Here is an 18,619-nt window from a genome sequence, read left to right as displayed (position 1 = left end):
CAAGCCGTTCCAGTGGGGCGTGTCGACCTACAAGGTCGTCAGCAAGCCGCTCCCGACCTTCACGGCCGCCTCGGAGCTCCAGATCAAGCTGCGCGCGGAGCGCCGCTGCACGCTCTAGGCGTGAGGCGACAGACCGGATTTCAAAGGGCGGATCGCGCAAGCGGACCGCCCTTTTCTTTTGGACGGACCACCGGTTTTTCGGCCGACGTCACGCATTTTCCGCGCACACGCTTTGAACCTGGCCGGTTGGCGGACCCACTCACATCTTGTCCGGGGCGCACCAGCGTCCGACTCCAAGTCTGACGTCCGTAGCCCGGATGAGCGAAGCGATATTCGGGAATTCCCGGTCAGCCTCCCTGGGCTCGCTCACCGAAAGCAATCCCACTTTCGCCGGCATCGCCCGCCCAGTCTTCCGAGAGCAATCCCGCCCGCGCATATCGGTGAAAGGACGAATGCGGCCAATCACAAACGCGCTGGACGTAGCGATGCTTGACGGGGTTGAAGTGAATGTAATCCACGTGGCGGGCGAAATCATCTTCGTCGCGAACCGTGTGCTCCCAGTAGCGTCGTTGCCACAGAGCCAATTCTCCATTGGAGTGGCGGGCTACGTCGATACCCGCATGCAGTAGTGCGCTGCTGAAATGCCCCTCGATCCTTCGCCAACGTCCCGCGAAATCGGCGTCATGCGGCGGGAGGCTCATGACGACATGCAAATGGTCCGGAAGGATCACGATCGCATCGACCTCGAACGGGCGCTCCCTGCGAGCGGCCCGGAAGGCATCACGCAGGGCGCCAACGTTTTCAATCAAAATGGTCGATCTGCGGTCGAAGAGCGCTACAGTGAAAAAGTAGGTGCCGCCGGGAAGAAAATTTCTGCGATACAAAACCATGGGCTAGACCCGTCCCGGATGTCGCTTCGCTCATCCGGGCTACAGGATAGCACATGAGCCCTCACGCGTCCTTGTACGCGCCGGGATGGATCAGGAGGTCGCGCGCGGCGGCGAGGTCGATGAACGCTTCCGCGCTGCCGCCCTGGTCGGGGTGCATGCCCTTGGCGGCGCGGCGATACGCCTGATTGATGTCCTCGCAGGTGAGCTGCACCGCGAGCGGCAGGCCGAGCACCTTGCGGGCACGATCCTCGCTGGACAATTTTTTCGGCGCAGCATTGCGGCGCCCGAAGCGCGGCGCGGTCAGGTCGTGAACGACATCGAGCACCACGCCGAGACGGCGCCGTGCCGCCAGCGTGACGCTGTGATCGTCATTGTCCACGGCCTGGCGCAGCACAGGAAGCGCCTGCTCGGCGGCCTGACGCAGCATGGTATCGGTGCTCATCCGCGCGATCTCGGCCACCAGCCGTCCGGCCTCGGCCCAATCGGCGCCGTCCACCGACCGCAGGCGTTCGAGTGCGAGTTTCCAGGATTCGAGCCGTTCCATCATGCGCGCAACGTTTAGCAATCAAGATCAGTATGCCAAGGGCGCCGTTTCCGACCCCTTAATTTCGAGTTAGCCTTTCATGAAACTTCGAAAAGAAATCGGGAGGAAATTGTCATGGCATTGCTCGCAAACCATATCGCCGTCATCACGGGCGCCGGTTCGGGCATCGGCCGGGCCATCGCGGCCGGCTACGCCCGCGAGGGCGCGCAGGTGGTGCTGCTCGACGTCAACGCCGACACGGTCGCGGAAGCCGCCGAGGGGATCCGCAAGTCCGGCGGCAAGGCCGAGAGCTTTGCACTCGACGTCACCAGACGCGACGACTGCTTCGCGCTCGCCAGGCAAGTCGCCGACAAGGTCGGGCAGGTCTCGATCCTCGTCAACAATGCCGGCATCACCCGCCGCAACGCCTTCACCGCCGATACCGAGACGGTGGCGAAGGATTGGAATGACATCATCTCGCTCAACCTCAACGGCGTCTTCAACATGACGCAGGCGTTCCTCGCGCCCTTGCGAGCAGCCAAGGGCCGCATCGTCAATATCGGATCGATCCAGTCCTTCGTGCATCTGCGCACGCCGAGCTCGGCGGCCTACACCACCTCGAAACACGGCGTGCTCGGCTTCACCAAGGCGCTCGCGGTCGAGCTCGGCAAGGAGGGCGTGCGCGTCAATGCAATCGGGCCGGGCTTCATCGAGACTAACATCAACGCCAATGTGCGTGCGACCAATCCGGCGCTGGTGCAGGCTTTCGTCGATCACACCCCGCTGGCGCGCACCGGCAAGCCCGAGGACATCGTGGGTCCCGCGATCTTCCTTGCGTCGGACATGTCGGCCTACGTCACGGGAACGATCGTGATGGTGGATGGCGGATACCGGACGGTGTGAGCGGGAGGGATGCCTGCTTTGCGGGGTATGCTCGCAGGAATATGCAATCCGTGCCAATCGCGGCGGCGCGGCGGCATTCCCAAGGTCAATTCGTGCGATCGCCCGCTGTTAACCTTTCGTTAACCAAACCCGCCCACCGTAGATCTACGGCTTGGGGGTCGTTTGTTCTCGATCCGCTTCCAAAGACGGAAGCGGGCGTTGATCGGGGAGTGTGTCGATGACCACTGTTCATGTCGCTGCGTCCGAACCGGGCGCGTATGTCCTTTCACCGAACCAGATCGTTCCGCTGCTGATCGGCGCGACCGTCGACGAGGTCGAGCGTGAGCTCGTGCTGCAGACGCTCGCCCGCTGCGACGGCAATCGCACGCGCGCCTCACGCGTGCTCGGCCTCTCGGTGCGCACGTTGCGCAACAAGATCAGGCTCTATGCCGCCTCCGGCATAGAGGTGCCGGCCTATCACGACTAGCGCGCGATGTGCCGCCGATTGGTGTTGATCATGCCCAGGCGCGAGCCCGGGCGGAATTGCCGCTGTCGTCAAACGCCGCTAATTAGCTTGCTTCCGGTCGAGGGAGCAGCGGCGTGGCAGACGAACAAAAACGGCAGGGACCTCAGGGACCGCGCGGACGGCAGGGCGAACCGGGGCGGCCGGGACCGCAGGGTCATCCGGGCAAGCGCGGGCCGGATGGCGCGCGTGGCAAGCCAGGACCTCAGGGCAAGCCGGGGCCGATCGGGAAGCCCGGACCGCTGGGCAAGCCCGGCCCGCAAGGCAAGCAGGGCGAAGCGGGACCGCGCGGGGCGCCGGGGACACAGGGACCTGTCGGGCCGCAAGGGCCGGCGGGGCCGCAAGGCCCGCGTGGTGAAGCCGGACCTCCGGGCCAACTTCCGTCGATCGAACAGGTGCTGCCGTGGCTCGATCAGCTGCTCGACGCCTGGGACGAACGCCGCCGCCAGCGCGAGCATGAGGCTGCCGAGCGCGAGGCGCTGGAAGCCGCGGTGCAGGAGACCGACGACGCGCCCCTCGATGACGAAGACGAGGACAGCGAAGGCGATCACAGGAAGAAGAAGAAAAAGAAGAAGCACGGCCACAAGGACTGACGGACGAATCTATTTCGTCCCATTCTCGCGTCGCGGCAGCATGCCCATGCGCTCGAACTGCCAGCGCATGGCGCGGTACCAGAGATAGCCGACCGCTGCGCCGCACAAGGCCAGGATCACGACGTTCGCGCTCGAGAACGAGCCGCTCCACCACGTCATCCACGCGGTCCACAGCAACGTGAAAACGATGGCACCTGCTTTCAGCGGAAGAAGGGGGCGGCTCATGGTCGTGCTCCGGGGTGTCAAAAGCCCGGCGAACATCATCGCGCGCTGAGACCGTTGTCACCGTGAGGCAGGTCACGGAACGGACCTTCGAGCCGCCTAACCGAACCGCAGCCGCGAACGTTCCTTGGCCTTTTCCGCTTCGACCTCACGATCACGCGCCGGCGCATGGGTGTGCAGCGACGTCAGGAGTTTTCGCGCAGCCTCCGAGACCTCCGCCACCGCACGATCGAAGGCCGCCTCGTTGGCCTGCGACGGCTTGTTGAAGCCAGACAGTTTTCGAACGAACTGGAGCGCGCTGGCGTGGATCTCATCCTCGGTCGCCTCCGGCTCGAAGTTGAACAGCGTCTTGATGTTGCGGCACATGCAGTCTCTCCTGACCTTTCCCTCAAGGACGACCGGCGAAAACGAAATCCTACATCCTTCCGGACAGTTCTGCTAAGTTCCGCCGCAACGCGGCCGCCGACCAGAGCCGCACGGGGGAAATCGACATGAAAGCTTCTTGCGCGGCGCTGTCAGCCATCCTGTTGTCCGTCTCGTTGGCGGCCATCTCGACATCCGCATGGGCGGCCGATTATCCGACGCCGAAGCAGGGCGCCTGGATCGCCAGGGATTTCAAGTTCCACACCGGCGAGACCATGCCGGAGCTGAAGCTGCACTACACAACCGTGGGTGAGCCGAGCGGCCAGCCGGTCCTGGTGCTGCATGGCACCGGCGGCTCGGGCGCGAGCATGCTGTCATCAGCCTTTGCCGGCGAGCTGTTCGGCGCGGGGCAGCCACTCGATGCCTCCAAATATTACATCATCATCCCCGATAATATCGGTCATGGCAAATCGTCAAAACCGTCCGACGGGATGAAGACGAGCTTCCCGAAATACGACTACAACGACATGGTCGAGGCCCAGTATCGCCTGGTGACGGAAGGGCTCGGGGTCAAGCATCTGCGGCTCGTCATCGGCAATTCGATGGGCGGCATGCACACCTGGTTGTGGGGCGAGAAATATCCGAAGGCGATGGACGCGCTGATCCCGATGGCCTCGCAGCCGACCGAGATGGCATCCCGAAACTGGATGCTGCGGCGGATCATGCTCGACACCATCCGCAGCGACCCCGACTACAACGGCGGGAATTACACCAGCCAGCCGCGCATGATGAAATACGCCATCACCGCCTACGGCATCGCGAGCATCGGTGGAACGCTGGCCTATCAATCGCAGGCGCCGACGGCGGCGAAGGCCGACAAGATCGTCGACGAGCGGCTGGCCATGCCGATCACGGCAGATGCCAACGACTTCGTCTACCAGTGGGAGTCTTCGCATGACTACAATGCCGGCGAGAAGCTGGAGGCCATCGAAGCGCCGCTGCTGCTGATCAATTCAGCCGACGACGAACGCAACCCGCCTGAGACCGGCATCACGGACGCTGCGATGACGCGGGTGAAGAACAGCAAACTGTATCTCATCCCGGCAAGCACCGAGACGCGCGGCCACGGCACCACCGGAAACGCCAAATTCTACAGCGAGCAGGTCCAGCAATTTCTGCAAGCCGCGCCGCAGCAAACGATCGAATCTGCGCGCCGCTGATTTTGCATCGCATCAACGGCCGTCTAGCCCGCATATTATTTGAGCATGCATTACGCTGACGGCTCGGGCTTAATTGCGTCGATGTCCGAATCGACGCGCGGGATAATCGCGCGCCAACGGCACGACACGCGATGAGGAGGATCGCATGCACAGGCTCGCACTGTGCGTTTGGCTGGCCGCACTGACGGGCGCCGCGTTCGCGTTCGACAACGGGCAATATGATCACGTCCCGCCCGACATCCGCGCCTGGTTCAAGAGCGTGATCGCACCGAACGGCGTGCCCTGCTGTGACGTCTCCGACGGCCATCGCACGGAGTACGACGTGCGCAGCGGTGCCTATTGGGTGCCGATCGAGGGACAATGGATGGAGGTGCCCGAGCGCGCCATCATCCGCGACCGCGGCAATCCGGTCGGCCAGGCCGTGGTGTGGTACGTCCGTCACCGCGGCGCCATCATCATCAGTTGCTTCGTGCCGGCGGATGCGGTGTAGCGCGATAGCGCCTCGACGCGGCGCGTGCTAGCTCGGCCGATAGCTCCTGTGAACGACTGAACGCGAGCTCGCGCTCTATCCGCCTTGCGTGTGGGCGGCAAGCATCAAGCAGGTCCTGGAGGGCCATCGACCTTCCACCCATCCCCAACAGCTGGCTCTATCACGGGCCGCGGCTGGCGCTGCAGCCAGTCCTGATCTGGTGGGCTCTGAACTGCGCTGGCGTGATCGACTGGACGCGGCGGCGTGACAAAGGGGGATAGCGATCGGGCCGAGAGATGATATTCTCGGGGCATTCCACCAGGGAGACCTTCGTGACTGATCTTTGCGCCGAAGACCTCGCCACCATCTATGCCCAGCCGAGCCCGCGCGTGATCGCGAAAGCGCGCCCCGCAATCGACACGCATGCGAAGAAATTCATCGAGATGTCGCCGTTCTGCGTGCTCGCGACATCGGGAGCGGACGGCAGCGTCGATGCCTCACCACGCGGCGGCGGCGTTGGCTTCGTCCACGTCGCCGGCCCCAACCAGCTGCTGATGCCTGATCGCTCCGGCAACAACCGGATCGACAGTTTTCGAAATGTCGTCGAGGGCTCGGGCTTCGTGCATCTGTTGTTCTTCGTCCCCGGCATCGACGAGACGCTGCGCGTCGGCGGCCGCGGCTCGCTGTCCGCCGATCCGGACCTGCTCGCCTCGATGGTGGAGTTTGGCAAGTCGCCGCGCGCGGTGCTGAACGTCGCCGTCAGCGAAGTCTATTTCCACTGCGGCAAGGCACTGATGCGCTCGAAGCTTTGGTCGTCCGAGAAGGTGCCGCGCTCGGTGATGCCGAGCATCGTCGAGGTGGTCCACGAGCAGACCGGCCTTGGTGAGCCGCAGAGTCAGGAGATCGTGGAAGAGCTCTACAAGACGCAGTTGTAGCTGGCGTCCAGGCTGTCGTCCCGGCCTGGTGCGCAATCGCGCATCAGGCCGATACGGAGTTGTGCCATCGCTAACGCGCCGAACTAATGCCCGTCCCCCTCGAGCCCGCCAACGTGCTTCTGGGTGTAGAGTTCGAGGCCGATGCGGCCGATCAGGTCGAGCTGGGTCTCGAGGAAGTCGATGTGGTGCTCCTCGTCGCTCATCAGCTTCTCGAACAGATCACGCGTCACGTAGTCCTTGACGCTGTGGCAGTAGGTCGCCGCTTCCTGATAGAGCGCCCGCGCGCTCATCTCGGCGGCGAGATCGCACTCGATGATCTCCTTGACGTTCTGGCCGATGCGCAAGGGATCGAGCACCTGCATGTTCGGGAAGCCGTCGAAGAACAGGATTCGCTCGGTGAGCTTATCGGCGTGCTCCATCTCCTCGATGGACTCCTTGCGCCAGACCTTGGACATGTCCCGCAGGCCCCAATTGTCGAGGAAGCGGTAGTGCAGCCAATACTGGTTGATCGCAGTCAGCTCGTGACGCAGTGCCTTGTTGAGATAGTCGATAACTTTTGCGTCGCCCTGCATGGTTCACTCCAGCTCTTGCAGTCCAAATCGGCCGTAAACCGAATTTAGAACGCTTCTAAATGAGTTTGAAGACTGGAGCAACCGGCTACGGGGACGCAGCCGGGGAAAAGCTCAGCCAGGGTTGCGGAGCATTTCAGCAGGCCGCGAGGGCGAACTCGGCCGGCTGGGCCGTCTCGTCGTTCGCCGCCACAGTGTGGTTGTGCGGGCAGCCGGAGCAGCAGGACGTGGCACAGGTGCCAAGCGCTTCGTCGATAATGGTCTTGATCGTCCGAGCGCAGCGGCCGCATTCGGCGCTACAGCCGAGACACCCATAGACCTGCTTGGCATGGCGCACAGCGTCGTCGGACTCGGCGACGGCGGCGCGGATGTCGTCATCGCTCAGCACGTTACAGGAACAAACGATCATGGAAGCGGCAGGCCCTTTGGTGATGCGCCATCATCGATATTTAAGGGGCCGGCCGGATGCAAAAGGAAAAAGCGGAATTTGAAGCTATTCCAAACTAGCCCGGAAACAGCCTAGAACGGCTCTAAAATAGGGCCTTGCACTGGATCAAGATTGCGGCGGACCTAGTCGCCCCCACCGCCTCCACCATCGCCGCCGCCCCCGCAATCTCCGCCACTACTGCCGCTATCGCTGCTGGAACAGCTGCCGCCGTCGGTCGCGCAGCCGGAACTATCGCTGGAAAACCAACTCCCAAACGAGAAGCCGTCGCTCGTGCCGGTGGCGGGGTCGCCGCCGCCATTGACGCTGGCCCCGGCGCGGGAGCCGCGCTGGCCGCGGTTCTGGAGATGGGTAATCCAGCCGTAGCCGATCGCGAAGACGATCCCGGCAGCGATCAATGCATTTATCATCGCGTTACCCATCGTCGCCCTCCCCTGGCTGGGCTGCGGTCCCTACCGATTGGTCGCCCCGGCAAAGGTGCCGTTCATTGATCATTCAAACGAAGTATGGAACTTTACCCTCAAAGAGTTCCCGCGTGTTTGCTCGAAAGGTCAGCCAATGAAGAAGTCGCTCCTGGCAATTGCTGCCGTCGCCGCTGTGGCCCTTAGCGCCATTACACCAGCCCAGGCGCAACGCGGCGTCGCCGCGGGTGTGGCAGCCGGAATCATCGGCGGCGCCATTGTCGGTGGGGCGCTGGCCTCTCCGTATTATTACGGGCCAGGCCCTGGCCCGGGCTACGCATATGGTCCCGGATATGGCGCCGGCTACTATCCGCCGCGCTACTATGCGCCGGGCCCGGGCTACGTCGCGGACGACTATTACGGCAACGGCTGCGTCTGGCAGAAGCAGCGCTTCTGGGACGGTTATGCCTGGCGCGTCCGCCGCGCCAGAGTCTGTGGCTGAAGTCGCCCCAAGCCGGCTCATTCCAGATGCGCCGTCCATTTAGGGGCCTGAAAAAGACCGCTTTTTCTCGTCACAGCTCCGTGTGCGTTTACCGCGGATTGACCATTTGCGCGCTTCCTAGCTGCAAGGCCAATTCCATCAGAGTCTGCGTGAACCTTTGAACCCCGGGCGCTCCTAACAAGGAGCATCCATCTCTCAGGAGAGCCAAGAGTATGAAGAAGACTTTAGTTGCCGCCCTCACGGTTGCGACGATCGCCGGTTCGCTGGTGACCGCCACGCCGTCCGCCCAGGCCCATGACGGGGTCGGCGTCGGCATCGCAGCCGGCCTGATCGGCGGCGCGATCGTCGGCGGCGCCATCGCATCGAGCCGTCCCGCCTATGGTGGACCGGTTTATGTGGCCGAGCCCGGCCCGCCGCCCCCGCCCTGCTACTGGCAGCGCCAGCGCTACTGGGATGGCTACGGCTGGACCGTCCGCCCGGTTCGCGTTTGCTACTGATCTGACCGCATGGCGTTCATGAGCGCCGCGATCGAAGCCCGGCCGAGCACCTCGGCCGGGCTTTTTTTCTTTTAGCCAGCCCTGCGCCTATCGCGCCGCCTGGATCGAGCGCAGCACCTCTTCGCTCGGCCAGCAATCGACCTTGAGGCCTGCCGACTTCTGGTAGGCGCCGAGCGCAGCGCGCGTCTGCATGCCCGCCTTGCCGTCGATCTTGTCCTTGTAGAGCCCGACGCGCGTGAGCCCCCGCTGCATCGCCTCGAGGTCCTTGGTCCGCAATTGCTTCGAGGCAGACCATGGGGTCGCGAACGGTTGCGGGCTCGTCATGCGGTCGGCGAGATGTCCGACGAACAGCACGTAGAGGTCGGAAAAATTGTATTCCTTGATCACGAAGTAGTTCTTCGTGGTCAGGAAGGACGGGCCGTAGATGCCTTCAGGCTGCAGCAGGGAGGCCGGCTGTGCCTGCTCGGCGGCAGTGAGCTTTTGTCCACGCACCGGTACAAAGCCTTCGCGCAGCCATTGGCCGATCGGCTTCGTCACCTCGGGCACGCCGGCGGTGCAATCGACTTTGGCCGGTGCCTGCACCTCGTAGGCCCAGCGTACACCGCTCTGCCAGCCCTTGTTGACGAGCTGCTGCGCGGCGGAGGCCAGCGCATCCGGCACCGAGTGCCAGATGTCGATGCGGCCGTCGCGGTCGAAATCGACGCCATGCTTGTAATATTCGGACGGCAGGAATTGCGTGAGCCCGGTCGCACCGGCCCAGGACGAGCGCATGTCCTTGCGTGTCACTACGCCGTCACCGAGAATTTTCAGCGAGAGGATGAACTCGTTGCGATAGCTGTCCTTGCGGCGGCCGACATAGGCCTGCGTCGCCAGCACGCGGACGAGATCGTAAGGCAGCGTATAGCGGCCATAGTCGGTCTCGCGGCCCCAGATCGCCAGCATCACGGTAGCAGGCACGCCGGAGTTTTTCTCGATCTCGGTCAGCGCGGGGCGATATTTTTGCAGCAACCGCTGCCCCTCGCCCGCAAGCCGCGCGATCGAGGCTTCCCTGACATAGTCGGCCGGCACCTGCACGAACTCGGCCTGTGACGGCGCCCCCGTTGCGGGACGCCCCCGCAGGATCAGATCCGGCAGCTTGTAGTCCGGCTCGAGCCCGCGCGTCTCTCGCTCGAACGTCGCGCGCGACACGCCGGCGGCCTCCGCCTCCGGCCACAGCGAGGCGATGAACTGCGCGAAGGCGGCGTCGGCAGCGCCCGCGGGCGACAGGCCGCAGGTGATAGCGATCACCGCAGCTATCAGCACCCGCCGCATCATTTTGAGATCACCGCGTCAGCTTCTTGTACTTCACGCGGTGCGGGATGATGCTGTCCTGGCCGAGCCGGCGCATCTTGTCCTTCTCGTAGTCCTGGAAGTTGCCCTCGAACCATTCGACATGGCTGTCGCCTTCGAAGGCCAGGATGTGGGTCGCGATGCGGTCGAGGAACCAGCGATCATGGCTGATGATGACGGCGCAGCCGGCGAAATCCTCCAGCGCCTCTTCGAGCGCACGCAGGGTGTCGACGTCGAGGTCGTTGGTCGGCTCGTCGAGCAGCAGAACGTTGGCGCCGGATTTCAGCATTTTCGCAAGGTGCACGCGGTTGCGTTCACCGCCGGAGAGCGCGCCGACTTTCTTCTGCTGGTCGGCGCCCTTGAAGTTGAACGACGAACAATAGCCGCGTGAATTGACTTCCCTCTTGCCGAGCAGGATCAGCTCGTTGCCGCCGGAGATCTCCTCCCACACGTTCTTGCTGCCATCGAGCGCGTCGCGCGACTGGTCGACGTAACCAAGATGAACGCTCTCGCCGATCGTGATGGTGCCCTTGTCCGGCTCCTCCTGCTTGGTGATCATCCTGAACAGCGTGGTCTTGCCGGCGCCGTTGGCGCCGATCACGCCGACGATACCGCCGGGCGGCAGCTTGAAAGTGAGATCGTCGATCAGCATGCGATCGCCGAAACCTTTGCTGAGCCCTTCGAAGTCGACCACGTTCTGACCGAGTCGCTCGGCCACCGGAATCGTGATTTGCGCGGTCTGTGTCTGCTTTTCGCTCGCCTGTTTCAGCAGTTCGTCATAGCGCTGATAGCGCGCCTTGGACTTGGCCTGGCGGGCTTTCGGCGAGGACGCGATCCATTCCTGCTCTCGGGCCAGCGTCTTCTGATGCGCAGCGTCCTCGCGGCCCTCCTGCTCGAGCCGCTTCTGCTTCTGCTGCAGCCAGGACGAGTAATTGCCCTCGTAGGGAATGCCCTTGCCGCGATCGAGCTCGAGAATCCAGCTCGTGACGTTGTCGAGGAAGTAGCGGTCATGGGTGACGATCAGGATCGCGCCGGGATAGTTGCGCAGATGGCCTTCCAGCCACGACACCGACTCCGCGTCGAGATGGTTGGTCGGTTCGTCCAGCAGCAGAAGCTCGGGCTGGTCGAGCAGCAGCTTGCAGAGCGCGACGCGGCGGCGCTCACCGCCGGAGAGTTTCGACACGTCGGCATCGTCGGGCGGACAGCGCAGCGCGTCCATGGCCTGGTCGACCTTGCTGTCGAGATCCCAGAGGCCCTGGGCCTCGATCTCGTCCTGCAGCTTGGTCATCTCGTCGGCGGTCTCCTCGGAGTAGTTCATCGCCAGCTCGTTGTAGCGATCGAGGATGGCCTTCTGCTTGGCGACGCCCAGCATGACGTTCTCGCGCACGCTCAATGCCGGATCGAGATGCGGCTCCTGCTCGAGATAGCCGACGCGGGCGCCCTGGGCGACCCAGGCCTCGCCGTTGTACTCCTTGTCGAGGCCGGCCATGATTTTGAGCAGCGTCGACTTGCCCGAGCCATTGACACCGAGCACGCCGATCTTGGCGTCCGGGTAGAAGCTCAGATGGATGTTATCGAGCACCTTCCGGGTCGGGTAGCTCTTGGTCAGGCCCTGCATGAAATAGATGAACTGGCGCGCCATCGGTCCCGAAAACCTTCGATTTGAGGAAATTTGCTTGCCGCCGATGTAGCGATCCCGCCCCGAAAGGGCAATGTTTTCCCTCCGTTCACCACGGATGAATACGGGACGGACACCATCCCGCCGCCGATCCGGACAATTGAAACCATCTTTTAATAAATCAGGCCAAAGCTCGGTTTCGCGCGGAAACAGCGCCACCCGCTCAGAATGAAGGGGAGCACAGCGAGACAGCGTCATGGCCATGATCGAGACCAACTCCCTTCCCGTTCCGGCGGAAGCCGGCAGCGCCTCCGCATTTGCCTCGGAGATCAAGGGCTTCTGGAAGCGCTTCTTTGCCACCGCTTTCAACCCCTACCGGCCCGAACTGCATTACATGCGCGGCCCCGGCCCGGCCTGGCGCGCCAAGCACGGCATGAATGCGCCGTTCCGGCTCAAGCCCCGCGACCTCTGAGCCTTTATCACCTGTCGGATTTTTGAAGACGCGAACGGCTTGCGCACGGTCCTGATTGCGCGCAACCATGGCCTGGTTCCACCTCTCGCCATGGAAGAACGCTGATGACGCGGCTGCGCTGTGCAATTCTCGACGACTATTTCAACCTCGCCCTCGACGTCGCCGATTGGCAAAGCCTGTCCGACCGCATCGACGTCACCGTGTTCAGCCATCCCTTCGCCTCCGAGCAGGCCGCGGCGAGCGCGCTGGCTGATTTCGAGATCGTCTGCGCGATGCGCGAGCGCACCGCGTTCCCCAAGAGCCTGTTCGAAAGCCTGCCGAAGCTGAAGCTCCTGCTGACGTCAGGCATGCGCAACGCCTCGATCGACATGGAGGCCGCCAAGGCGCGGGGCGTCACGATCGGCGGCACGCAATATTCGCGCGATCCGACCGCGCCCCTCACCATGGGCCTGATCCTGGAACTGACCCGCGGCATCGGCCGCGAGAACGCGCGCATGCATGCGGGCGAGCCCTGGCAGGCCTTTGCCGGCGTCGAGATCGAGGGATTGACGCTCGGCGTCGTCGGGCTCGGCAAGCTCGGCAGCAAGATGGCTGATATCGCGAAGGCGTTCGGCATGAACGTGATCGCCTGGAGCCCGAACCTGACCCCGGAGAAGTGCAAGGATGCCGGCGTCGGCTACGCCACCAAGGAGGAGCTGTTCGCCAAGGCCGACATCGTCAGCATCCATGTGGTGCTGAGCGAGCGCTCGCGCGGGCTGGTCGGGGCTTCCGATCTCGCGCGGATGAAACCGACGGCCTTCCTCGTCAACACCGCGCGCGGGCCGATCGTGGACGAGCAGGCGCTGCTCGAGGCGTTGCAGCAGAAGAGGATTGCAGGCGCCGGCATCGACGTATTCTCGGTCGAGCCGCTGCCGACGGACCATTCCTTCCGCAAGCTCGACAACCTCGTGCTGACGCCGCACCTCGGCTACGCCACCGAGGACGGCTTGCGCATCCATTACGGCCAGATGGTCGAGGCGATCGACGCCTTCACCAAGGGCAGTGAGCTGCCGCGCAAGCTGGCGTGATGCCTCAGGCCGCCGAGCGCTGGCTGATGGGCTGCCGTGCCGCATCGGCAAAGCCGTCGCGCCAGGAGGCATGCGCCGGCAGCCAACCGAGCTCGCGCTTGGCCTTGCCGTTGGAGGCTCCACGCACCTCCGTCATCATCGCAACCATATGCTCGCCCGCAAGCAGGCGCCCGAGCCAGGCGGGGATGTGACGCGGCGGCTTGGCACCGAGGAGTTCGGCCAGCGCGGGCAACCAATCCTTCACCGGCGCCGGATGATCGTCGACGATATTGTAGATGCTGCCGGTGCGTCCGCGTTCAAGCGCGGCGAGCGTGGCAGAGGCTGCATCTTCGGTGTGAATGAACGACCACGTGCCGCCGCCGTCACCGATTACCGGCACACGCCGGTGGCGCAGCTGGTCGATCATCGCCGGCGAGAGCGTGCCGGTGCCGGGTCCATAGAAGAATCCATAGCGTAGCACGATGCCCTCCGGCTTCGTCGAAGCGGTGACGATTCGCTCCAGATAGCGGATTGCCTCAAGCGTGCGTCGCAGCTCTCGCGGTGGATTCGAGTCGAGTTCATCGGTCTCGGTCTTGACCGTTCCCCCGGCGCGACTGAAGGTCCAGCCGCAGAAGCTTTGCGCGATGAAGCGCTTGGCGCCGGCCTCGCGCGCGGCGTTGAGCAGAATGTCGGTTCCGCGGGTGCGGAGCTCGTTGGTTCGCTTGAAAGCCCGATCGAAATGCCGGAGGTCCGTGGCGGCCGCGAGATCTGTCATCTGGTGGATGACGGCGTTGGGCTTTGCCGCAATCACCGCAGCGCGCATGCTGTCGGCATCGAGGCCGTCGGCAACGACCGTCTCCGCACCCAATCGCCGCACAAGGTCTGTTTTTGCCGCACTCCGTGTCGTGCCGATCACCGAATGACCCGCGGCGACCAGCGCCTGAACAAGATACTGACCGACCGCGCCGGTCGCGCCCGCAACAAAGATGCGCATCCTGTGCTCCTCAATTCGTTGCAATCCTCCCGGACGTAATCGAGGTGCGGAGCCGTTCAAGTATGCGCAAGTGAGACTTGCACGCATGCGTCAAATGATGACGGCGCGTGACCGAAGGCCACGCGCCGTCATCAGATCAATTCTTGCGAAGCCGATTCAGCGCACGGTGACGGGCGCGGGCAGCGGCGGCACCACTGTCAGCTGGGTGCCTCCGACCGGGCCGGCCTGCGCGGCCATTGGTGCGGGGCCGGCAGTGCCGGGCATGGGCGCGGCGGATGCGGTCGCCGTTCCCGGCGGCGGACCACCCGGCATCACGACCACGCGGGTGCCGACCTTGACGCGATCGAACAAGTCGGAGACGTCCTCGTTCAGCATGCCGATGCAGCCGGACGACACGAACTTGCCGATGGTCGAGGGCTGGTTGGTGCCGTGGATGCGGTAGACGGTCGAGCCGAGATACATCGCACGGGCGCCGAGCGGATTGCCGGGACCGCCGGCCATGAAACGCGGCAGATAGGGCTGGCGCTCGATCATCTCGGTCGGCGGATGCCAATCCGGCCACTCGGCCTTGCGAGTGATCTTCTGCACGCCGGTCCAGGTGAAGCCGTCGCGGCCGACGCGGACGCCGTAGCGGATCGCACGGCCATTGCCCAGCACGTAATAGAGATAGGTGTTCGGGGTATCGACGATGAGTGTTCCGGCCGGCTCCTTGGTCGCCAGCGAGACCTCCTGGCGGCGCAGGTTCTGCGGCAGCTGCGCCGGAGCAGCGTCAGGCTGCTCCTCGGGCGGCAGCGACGCGATCACCATCGGCCGGCCGTCGGCACCAACGGGCGGCTGCCCGGCCTGGACCGTTCCGGTCGCGGCGGGACCACCGACCGCCTCGGGCGGACGCAGGCCGTCACTGCCGGGCGCCTGAGTCGGACGATCGGCGTAGATCACCGCGGGCGGGCCGGCAGGGCGGCCGTAGCGCGGGTCGTCGGGCGACGTCACGGGACCCTGCGGTGGCGCGGCCGAGTAGACGGGGGCACCTGCGGGACGGCCATAACGGGGATCATCGGGCGACATCACCGGACCCTGCGGCGGCGCGGCGGAATACACCGGGGGAGCGCCGGGCGGACGGCCGTAACGCGGATCCGGACCGGGCGGCGGCAGCGCTGCCTGCGGCATCGCGTCATCTTCATCGTCGAGCGCGTCGAAACTCGGCGCGCGGTCGCCGGGCCGATATTCGGCCGGCGGCCCGCCATAGCTCGGCGCCTGCTGGACCGGATAGCTCTGGGCCTGTGCGAGCGAGGTTCCCGCCGCAGCGACTGTTGCGGCAGCGCATATCGTCAGAAAATGTTTGATCATCATCGCTCTTGTATAGTCCTCGGGCCCCGTCCGGACCGTTAACGGCCAGATGACGGAAGATAGCGGCACATTCAAGACATTACAGGCGGATTTGTGCCTGATTTGCCGATTTGTGATCCGCAAGACTACCGTTGCCTCCTTGCATCATGGGGCGAAAATCAGCCCACGCCCGAGATCGCCGGAGTCGCCGGCTCCGTTTTTTACGGAACGGCGCGGAATCGTTGCGGTATGTTCGAATCAGCCTGATTCGCCTCCGCTTTGAGCTTCGATCCCCGCGTGGCGAACGCGGCAAGCAGTACCGTCACCGCGTTCAGATGGCTCATGGGCCCTGGCCACTTCACCGCCGGGGCGGAAATTCGCAATCCCTCGATGCTTCCCGGCTTTCGCTTCCTGTTTGCCGCGATCCTGCTGTCAGCCTCCATCCTGGTATTCGGCCTGGGCGCCGCCGCGCTGCTGCGGGCGAGCCACGAGCAGTATGTCAGCAACCCCTCCTGGCGGAACGGCCCGCAGGAGCAGGTGTTTGCACAAGCTCCCGAGCCGGCCCAGCCGGTGCTCGCGGTCCTCCGCGCCGAGCCGGAAGCGGCCACCGATCCGACGCCGTCGCTGCGCGATCAAGTCCCGACCATCGCACTGCCGATGAGCGAGCCCGAACAAGTGGTCGCGCTGACGACTGAGACCGACGGTCAGCCGCAGGTCGTTGCCCCTCCGGCTGACGTCCCGGCCGAACCGGCCAATGCGAAGACCAAGGCCGAGACGACGACGGACGCCGCGGTGCAGGCCTCAAGCAACACGCTTACTCCGGCCGACGCCAGCGCATCCATCGCCGAGGCCAAGCCCGTTTCGATCGCTCTCGCGAGCAAACCAACACCTGCCGCCCCCAGCGGAGCCTCGGCTTCGTCCAGGTTCGACATGGCGAGCGCGAAGTTCGCCGCATTGAACGACCCGGCGACCACGGCCTGGGAGGGTCCGCCGGCGAAGGCCAAGGCCGGCTCTAAGGCCGACAGCAGGTCGCCGGAGAGCAAGGCGACCAAGCCGCGGGCGCATCGCGTCAAGAAGCGCCGCCGCATTGTCTGGCGCGCGCCGCCGCCGGTTCAGCAACTCGATCCGTTCGGACAACCGCAACCCACGCTCGCCGCAACGACGACCGCGCGCGCACGTCAGTAGGGTTACGCCGGCCCGGTTGCGATCGGCGGTCCCTTTTCCTGGCCCCATTCCGACCATGAGCCATCGTAGAGCGCGGTGTCGGTGATGCCGAGGCGATAGAGCGCCAATGTCAGCACGCCGGCGGAGACCCCGGAGCCGCAGCTCGTCACGATCGGCGCATCGAGCCTGACGCCGGCGTTGGTAAAGGCAGCGCGGAGATCATCAAGCGGCTTCATCGTGCCGGTCGCGGCGTCGAACAGGAGATTGTAGGGCACGTTGCGCGCGCCCGGGATATGGCCGGAGCGGATGCCTGCGCGCGGCTCCGGCGCCCGGCCCTCGAACCGGTCGGCGGCGCGCGCGTCGATCACCTGCTCGGCACGGCTTTCGACGTTGGCGATCAATTGCTGCATGCTGCGCACGCGTTTTGAATCGTAGCTGGCCGTGAACGTCGCAGGCTTCGGCTTCGCCTCGCCACTCTCGACCGGACGCCCCTCGGCGCGCCACTTCTTCAGGCCGCCATTGAGGATGCGCACATTGCCGTGCCCGAAAGCCAGGAACATCCACCACGCGCGGGGAGCAGCGACCCAGCCGCCGGCATCATAGATCACGACGGTGTCGGCATTGGAGATGCCGAGATGACCGACGTCGCGGCCGAACTGCTCGGCACTCGGATACATGTGCGGCAGCGGGTTGGAATGGTCCGAGATCGCATCGACGTCGAAGAACACCGCGCCCGGCAGATGCGCGGCGAGATAATCGTCCTTCGGCAATGGCAGCACACCCGGCAGCTTGAAGCTGGCGTCGAGCACCTTGACGTTGGCGTCATTGATGTGGGCGGCGAGCCATTCGGTAGAGATGAGGGGATCGGTGGGCATGCGAGATCTTTCTATTATTCCGGGCGAGCGCAACGTGAGCGAGGTTGAAGCAGTGCGCATCCAACTCCGCTGTCATCGCCCGGCCAGTGCGCAATTGCGCACTAGGACCGGGCGATCCAGTATTCCAGAGGCGATTGTAATTGAGCCGAGAGGCCGCGGCGTACTGGATTCCCCGCTTTCGCGGGGAATGACGCCGGAGATTGGAGCGGCAGCGCAGCACCCTCACCCCTTCTTCTTCGGCTCCCACTGTTGGGTCGGCCCGCCGGCGTCGCGCCAGGCGGCGTAGCCGCCCGCGATGTGGGCGACGGGCTTGAGGCCCATGTCCTGCGCAGTCTTGGCGGCGAGCGCAGAGCGCAAGCCGCCGGCGCAATGGAAGACGAACTTCTTGTCCTCCTGGAACACCGGCTTGGCATAAGGGCTCTGCGGATCGATCCAGAATTCGAGCATGCCGCGGGTGCAGGCGAACGCGCCGGGGATGCGGCCGTCGCGCTCGATCTCGCGGGGATCGCGGATGTCGACGATGACGACGTCGCCGTTCTTGGAGATCTCGATGGCGTCTTTGGCGGTGAGCGTCTCGATCTCGGCATTGGCCTCGTCGATCAGCGCCTTGATGCCACGGGTGATGGTCTGGGGCACGTGGTTCTCCCTCTTGTAGTCATTCCCGGCGCGGAGCGCGAGCTAGGGTCTGTACCTAATTAGCGAGTTCTGATTCCCTGGTGCCAAGTTGATTCGGCACGGGGGACTTCGATGCGCAAAGGACT

The 18,619-nt window shown here is 64.5% G+C and carries 24 protein-coding genes and 1 pseudogene; 12 read left to right on the top strand and 13 right to left on the bottom strand.

What is annotated here, in order from left to right:
- Nucleotides 1–347: 347 nt before the first annotated feature.
- Nucleotides 348–890 (bottom strand): transposase, encoded by a 543-nt coding sequence (locus IVB32_RS23890; RefSeq protein ID WP_085351857.1) that lies wholly within the window; start codon nucleotides 888–890, stop codon nucleotides 348–350.
- A 61-nt stretch (nucleotides 891–951) separates the two neighbouring features.
- The gene (locus tag IVB32_RS23885; protein WP_018454143.1) at nucleotides 952–1,437 is read right to left on the bottom strand and encodes a molecular chaperone DnaJ; all 486 of its coding nucleotides are present in this window, start codon (nucleotides 1,435–1,437) and stop codon (nucleotides 952–954) included.
- Nucleotides 1,438–1,548: 111 nt separating this feature from the next.
- Here IVB32_RS23885 and IVB32_RS23880 point away from each other — a divergent pair, with 111 nt between their 5' ends.
- From IVB32_RS23880 to IVB32_RS23870, 3 genes are all read left to right on the top strand, one after another.
- Nucleotides 1,549–2,316, top strand: coding sequence for an SDR family oxidoreductase (locus tag IVB32_RS23880; protein ID WP_247294965.1), 768 nt, complete (start codon nucleotides 1,549–1,551; stop codon nucleotides 2,314–2,316).
- Between the two features lie 217 nt (nucleotides 2,317–2,533).
- Nucleotides 2,534–2,782, top strand: a complete 249-nt coding sequence (locus IVB32_RS23875; protein ID WP_018454141.1) for a helix-turn-helix domain-containing protein — start codon at nucleotides 2,534–2,536, stop codon at nucleotides 2,780–2,782.
- 113 nt (nucleotides 2,783–2,895) lie between these two features.
- The gene (locus tag IVB32_RS23870; RefSeq protein ID WP_247294967.1) at nucleotides 2,896–3,411 is read left to right on the top strand and encodes a collagen-like protein; all 516 of its coding nucleotides are present in this window, start codon (nucleotides 2,896–2,898) and stop codon (nucleotides 3,409–3,411) included.
- A 9-nt stretch (nucleotides 3,412–3,420) separates the two neighbouring features.
- Here IVB32_RS23870 and IVB32_RS23865 read toward each other — a convergent pair whose 3' ends face one another.
- Both IVB32_RS23865 and IVB32_RS23860 read right to left on the bottom strand, forming a co-directional pair.
- The gene (locus tag IVB32_RS23865; protein ID WP_018454140.1) at nucleotides 3,421–3,636 is read right to left on the bottom strand and encodes a hypothetical protein; all 216 of its coding nucleotides are present in this window, start codon (nucleotides 3,634–3,636) and stop codon (nucleotides 3,421–3,423) included.
- Nucleotides 3,637–3,732: 96 nt separating this feature from the next.
- Nucleotides 3,733–3,999: a DUF2277 domain-containing protein gene (locus IVB32_RS23860; protein WP_018454139.1), complete on the bottom strand. Its 267-nt coding sequence runs from the start codon at nucleotides 3,997–3,999 to the stop codon at nucleotides 3,733–3,735.
- Between the two features lie 125 nt (nucleotides 4,000–4,124).
- On the opposite strand from IVB32_RS23860, the gene IVB32_RS23855 reads away from it, so the two are divergent.
- The 4 genes and pseudogenes from IVB32_RS23855 (at nucleotide 4,125) to IVB32_RS23840 (ending at nucleotide 6,620) form a co-directional block, all read left to right on the top strand.
- Nucleotides 4,125–5,216 carry an alpha/beta fold hydrolase gene (locus IVB32_RS23855; RefSeq protein ID WP_247294969.1) on the top strand — a complete coding sequence of 364 codons (1,092 nt, stop codon included), beginning with the start codon at nucleotides 4,125–4,127 and terminating at the stop codon, nucleotides 5,214–5,216.
- A 145-nt stretch (nucleotides 5,217–5,361) separates the two neighbouring features.
- Nucleotides 5,362–5,706: a hypothetical protein gene (locus IVB32_RS23850; RefSeq protein ID WP_085351861.1), complete on the top strand. Its 345-nt coding sequence runs from the start codon at nucleotides 5,362–5,364 to the stop codon at nucleotides 5,704–5,706.
- A gap of 67 nt (nucleotides 5,707–5,773) precedes the next feature.
- A pseudogene (locus IVB32_RS23845) lies at nucleotides 5,774–5,966 on the top strand (hypothetical protein); the annotation flags it as partial.
- 51 nt (nucleotides 5,967–6,017) lie between these two features.
- On the top strand, nucleotides 6,018–6,620 hold the full coding sequence (locus IVB32_RS23840; protein WP_026232674.1) for an MSMEG_1061 family FMN-dependent PPOX-type flavoprotein: 603 nt from the start codon (nucleotides 6,018–6,020) through the stop codon (nucleotides 6,618–6,620).
- An 83-nt stretch (nucleotides 6,621–6,703) separates the two neighbouring features.
- Here IVB32_RS23840 and bfr read toward each other — a convergent pair whose 3' ends face one another.
- The 3 genes from bfr to IVB32_RS23825 all read right to left on the bottom strand — a co-directional run bounded on the left by bfr (nucleotide 6,704) and on the right by IVB32_RS23825 (nucleotide 8,056).
- Complete coding sequence (gene bfr / locus IVB32_RS23835; protein ID WP_018454135.1) at nucleotides 6,704–7,192, bottom strand: bacterioferritin; 489 nt, start codon at nucleotides 7,190–7,192, stop codon at nucleotides 6,704–6,706.
- Nucleotides 7,193–7,325: 133 nt separating this feature from the next.
- The gene (locus tag IVB32_RS23830; RefSeq protein ID WP_026232673.1) at nucleotides 7,326–7,598 is read right to left on the bottom strand and encodes a (2Fe-2S)-binding protein; all 273 of its coding nucleotides are present in this window, start codon (nucleotides 7,596–7,598) and stop codon (nucleotides 7,326–7,328) included.
- A 161-nt stretch (nucleotides 7,599–7,759) separates the two neighbouring features.
- Nucleotides 7,760–8,056, bottom strand: coding sequence for a hypothetical protein (locus tag IVB32_RS23825; RefSeq protein ID WP_247411666.1), 297 nt, complete (start codon nucleotides 8,054–8,056; stop codon nucleotides 7,760–7,762).
- A 136-nt stretch (nucleotides 8,057–8,192) separates the two neighbouring features.
- Between IVB32_RS23825 and IVB32_RS23820 the strand changes: the two genes are divergently transcribed.
- Nucleotides 8,193–8,537 carry a hypothetical protein gene (locus IVB32_RS23820; protein ID WP_018454132.1) on the top strand — a complete coding sequence of 115 codons (345 nt, stop codon included), beginning with the start codon at nucleotides 8,193–8,195 and terminating at the stop codon, nucleotides 8,535–8,537.
- Between the two features lie 212 nt (nucleotides 8,538–8,749).
- Nucleotides 8,750–9,034, top strand: a complete 285-nt coding sequence (locus IVB32_RS23815) for a hypothetical protein (RefSeq protein WP_007613695.1) — start codon at nucleotides 8,750–8,752, stop codon at nucleotides 9,032–9,034.
- 87 nt (nucleotides 9,035–9,121) lie between these two features.
- Here the strand turns inward: IVB32_RS23815 and IVB32_RS23810 are convergent, their stop codons facing one another.
- Both IVB32_RS23810 and ettA read right to left on the bottom strand, forming a co-directional pair.
- Nucleotides 9,122–10,348: a lytic murein transglycosylase gene (locus IVB32_RS23810; RefSeq protein ID WP_247370185.1), complete on the bottom strand. Its 1,227-nt coding sequence runs from the start codon at nucleotides 10,346–10,348 to the stop codon at nucleotides 9,122–9,124.
- A 7-nt stretch (nucleotides 10,349–10,355) separates the two neighbouring features.
- A complete protein-coding gene (ettA, locus tag IVB32_RS23805; protein ID WP_018454130.1) occupies nucleotides 10,356–12,005 on the bottom strand; it encodes an energy-dependent translational throttle protein EttA in 1,650 nt (549 codons plus the stop codon).
- Nucleotides 12,006–12,237: 232 nt separating this feature from the next.
- Here ettA and IVB32_RS23800 point away from each other — a divergent pair, with 232 nt between their 5' ends.
- Together IVB32_RS23800 and IVB32_RS23795 are read left to right on the top strand one after the other, a co-directional pair.
- Nucleotides 12,238–12,453, top strand: coding sequence for a hypothetical protein (locus IVB32_RS23800; RefSeq protein ID WP_018454129.1), 216 nt, complete (start codon nucleotides 12,238–12,240; stop codon nucleotides 12,451–12,453).
- Nucleotides 12,454–12,557: 104 nt separating this feature from the next.
- Nucleotides 12,558–13,520, top strand: a complete 963-nt coding sequence (locus IVB32_RS23795) for a D-2-hydroxyacid dehydrogenase family protein (protein ID WP_247294971.1) — start codon at nucleotides 12,558–12,560, stop codon at nucleotides 13,518–13,520.
- 4 nt (nucleotides 13,521–13,524) lie between these two features.
- Here IVB32_RS23795 and IVB32_RS23790 read toward each other — a convergent pair whose 3' ends face one another.
- Both IVB32_RS23790 and IVB32_RS23785 read right to left on the bottom strand, forming a co-directional pair.
- Complete coding sequence (locus IVB32_RS23790; RefSeq protein ID WP_247370184.1) at nucleotides 13,525–14,493, bottom strand: NAD-dependent epimerase/dehydratase family protein; 969 nt, start codon at nucleotides 14,491–14,493, stop codon at nucleotides 13,525–13,527.
- 156 nt (nucleotides 14,494–14,649) lie between these two features.
- Complete coding sequence (locus tag IVB32_RS23785) at nucleotides 14,650–15,840, bottom strand: L,D-transpeptidase family protein (RefSeq protein WP_247294976.1); 1,191 nt, start codon at nucleotides 15,838–15,840, stop codon at nucleotides 14,650–14,652.
- Nucleotides 15,841–16,161: 321 nt separating this feature from the next.
- Here IVB32_RS23785 and IVB32_RS23780 point away from each other — a divergent pair, with 321 nt between their 5' ends.
- Entirely contained in the window at nucleotides 16,162–17,004 is an 843-nt protein-coding gene (locus IVB32_RS23780) for a hypothetical protein (protein ID WP_018454124.1), read from the top strand.
- Between the two features lie 2 nt (nucleotides 17,005–17,006).
- Here IVB32_RS23780 and sseA read toward each other — a convergent pair whose 3' ends face one another.
- Nucleotides 17,007–17,858 carry a 3-mercaptopyruvate sulfurtransferase gene (gene sseA, locus IVB32_RS23775; RefSeq protein WP_018454123.1) on the bottom strand — a complete coding sequence of 284 codons (852 nt, stop codon included), beginning with the start codon at nucleotides 17,856–17,858 and terminating at the stop codon, nucleotides 17,007–17,009.
- A 222-nt stretch (nucleotides 17,859–18,080) separates the two neighbouring features.
- Nucleotides 18,081–18,494 (bottom strand): rhodanese-like domain-containing protein, encoded by a 414-nt coding sequence (locus IVB32_RS23770; protein WP_018454122.1) that lies wholly within the window; start codon nucleotides 18,492–18,494, stop codon nucleotides 18,081–18,083.
- Between the last annotated feature and the right edge of the window lie 125 nt (nucleotides 18,495–18,619).

The organism is Bradyrhizobium sp. 23 (genome assembly GCF_023073295.1).
Taxonomy (GTDB): Bacteria; Pseudomonadota; Alphaproteobacteria; order Rhizobiales; family Xanthobacteraceae; genus Bradyrhizobium; species Bradyrhizobium canariense_D.
Note: the sequence above shows the minus strand (reverse complement) of the source record. Positions and strands in the feature narration are given on the sequence as shown.

Coding starts and splice junctions, on each gene's coding strand:
- IVB32_RS23875 (WP_018454141.1), top strand. CDS start 2,534: ATGACCACTGTTCATGTCGCTGCGTCCGAACCGGGCGCGTATGTCCTT.
- sseA (WP_018454123.1), bottom strand. CDS start 17,858: ATGCCCACCGATCCCCTCATCTCTACCGAATGGCTCGCCGCCCACATC.
- IVB32_RS23830 (WP_026232673.1), bottom strand. CDS start 7,598: ATGATCGTTTGTTCCTGTAACGTGCTGAGCGATGACGACATCCGCGCC.
- IVB32_RS23865 (WP_018454140.1), bottom strand. CDS start 3,636: ATGAGCCGCCCCCTTCTTCCGCTGAAAGCAGGTGCCATCGTTTTCACG.
- IVB32_RS23850 (WP_085351861.1), top strand. CDS start 5,362: ATGCACAGGCTCGCACTGTGCGTTTGGCTGGCCGCACTGACGGGCGCC.
- ettA (WP_018454130.1), bottom strand. CDS start 12,005: ATGGCGCGCCAGTTCATCTATTTCATGCAGGGCCTGACCAAGAGCTAC.
- IVB32_RS23890 (WP_085351857.1), bottom strand. CDS start 890: ATGGTTTTGTATCGCAGAAATTTTCTTCCCGGCGGCACCTACTTTTTC.
- IVB32_RS23855 (WP_247294969.1), top strand. CDS start 4,125: ATGAAAGCTTCTTGCGCGGCGCTGTCAGCCATCCTGTTGTCCGTCTCG.
- IVB32_RS23860 (WP_018454139.1), bottom strand. CDS start 3,999: ATGTGCCGCAACATCAAGACGCTGTTCAACTTCGAGCCGGAGGCGACC.
- IVB32_RS23885 (WP_018454143.1), bottom strand. CDS start 1,437: ATGATGGAACGGCTCGAATCCTGGAAACTCGCACTCGAACGCCTGCGG.
- bfr (WP_018454135.1), bottom strand. CDS start 7,192: ATGCAGGGCGACGCAAAAGTTATCGACTATCTCAACAAGGCACTGCGT.
- IVB32_RS23825 (WP_247411666.1), bottom strand. CDS start 8,056: ATGGGTAACGCGATGATAAATGCATTGATCGCTGCCGGGATCGTCTTC.
- IVB32_RS23880 (WP_247294965.1), top strand. CDS start 1,549: ATGGCATTGCTCGCAAACCATATCGCCGTCATCACGGGCGCCGGTTCG.
- IVB32_RS23795 (WP_247294971.1), top strand. CDS start 12,558: ATGACGCGGCTGCGCTGTGCAATTCTCGACGACTATTTCAACCTCGCC.
- IVB32_RS23780 (WP_018454124.1), top strand. CDS start 16,162: ATGGGCCCTGGCCACTTCACCGCCGGGGCGGAAATTCGCAATCCCTCG.
- IVB32_RS23800 (WP_018454129.1), top strand. CDS start 12,238: ATGGCCATGATCGAGACCAACTCCCTTCCCGTTCCGGCGGAAGCCGGC.
- IVB32_RS23815 (WP_007613695.1), top strand. CDS start 8,750: ATGAAGAAGACTTTAGTTGCCGCCCTCACGGTTGCGACGATCGCCGGT.
- IVB32_RS23820 (WP_018454132.1), top strand. CDS start 8,193: ATGAAGAAGTCGCTCCTGGCAATTGCTGCCGTCGCCGCTGTGGCCCTT.
- IVB32_RS23785 (WP_247294976.1), bottom strand. CDS start 15,840: ATGATCAAACATTTTCTGACGATATGCGCTGCCGCAACAGTCGCTGCG.
- IVB32_RS23790 (WP_247370184.1), bottom strand. CDS start 14,493: ATGCGCATCTTTGTTGCGGGCGCGACCGGCGCGGTCGGTCAGTATCTT.
- IVB32_RS23810 (WP_247370185.1), bottom strand. CDS start 10,348: ATGATGCGGCGGGTGCTGATAGCTGCGGTGATCGCTATCACCTGCGGC.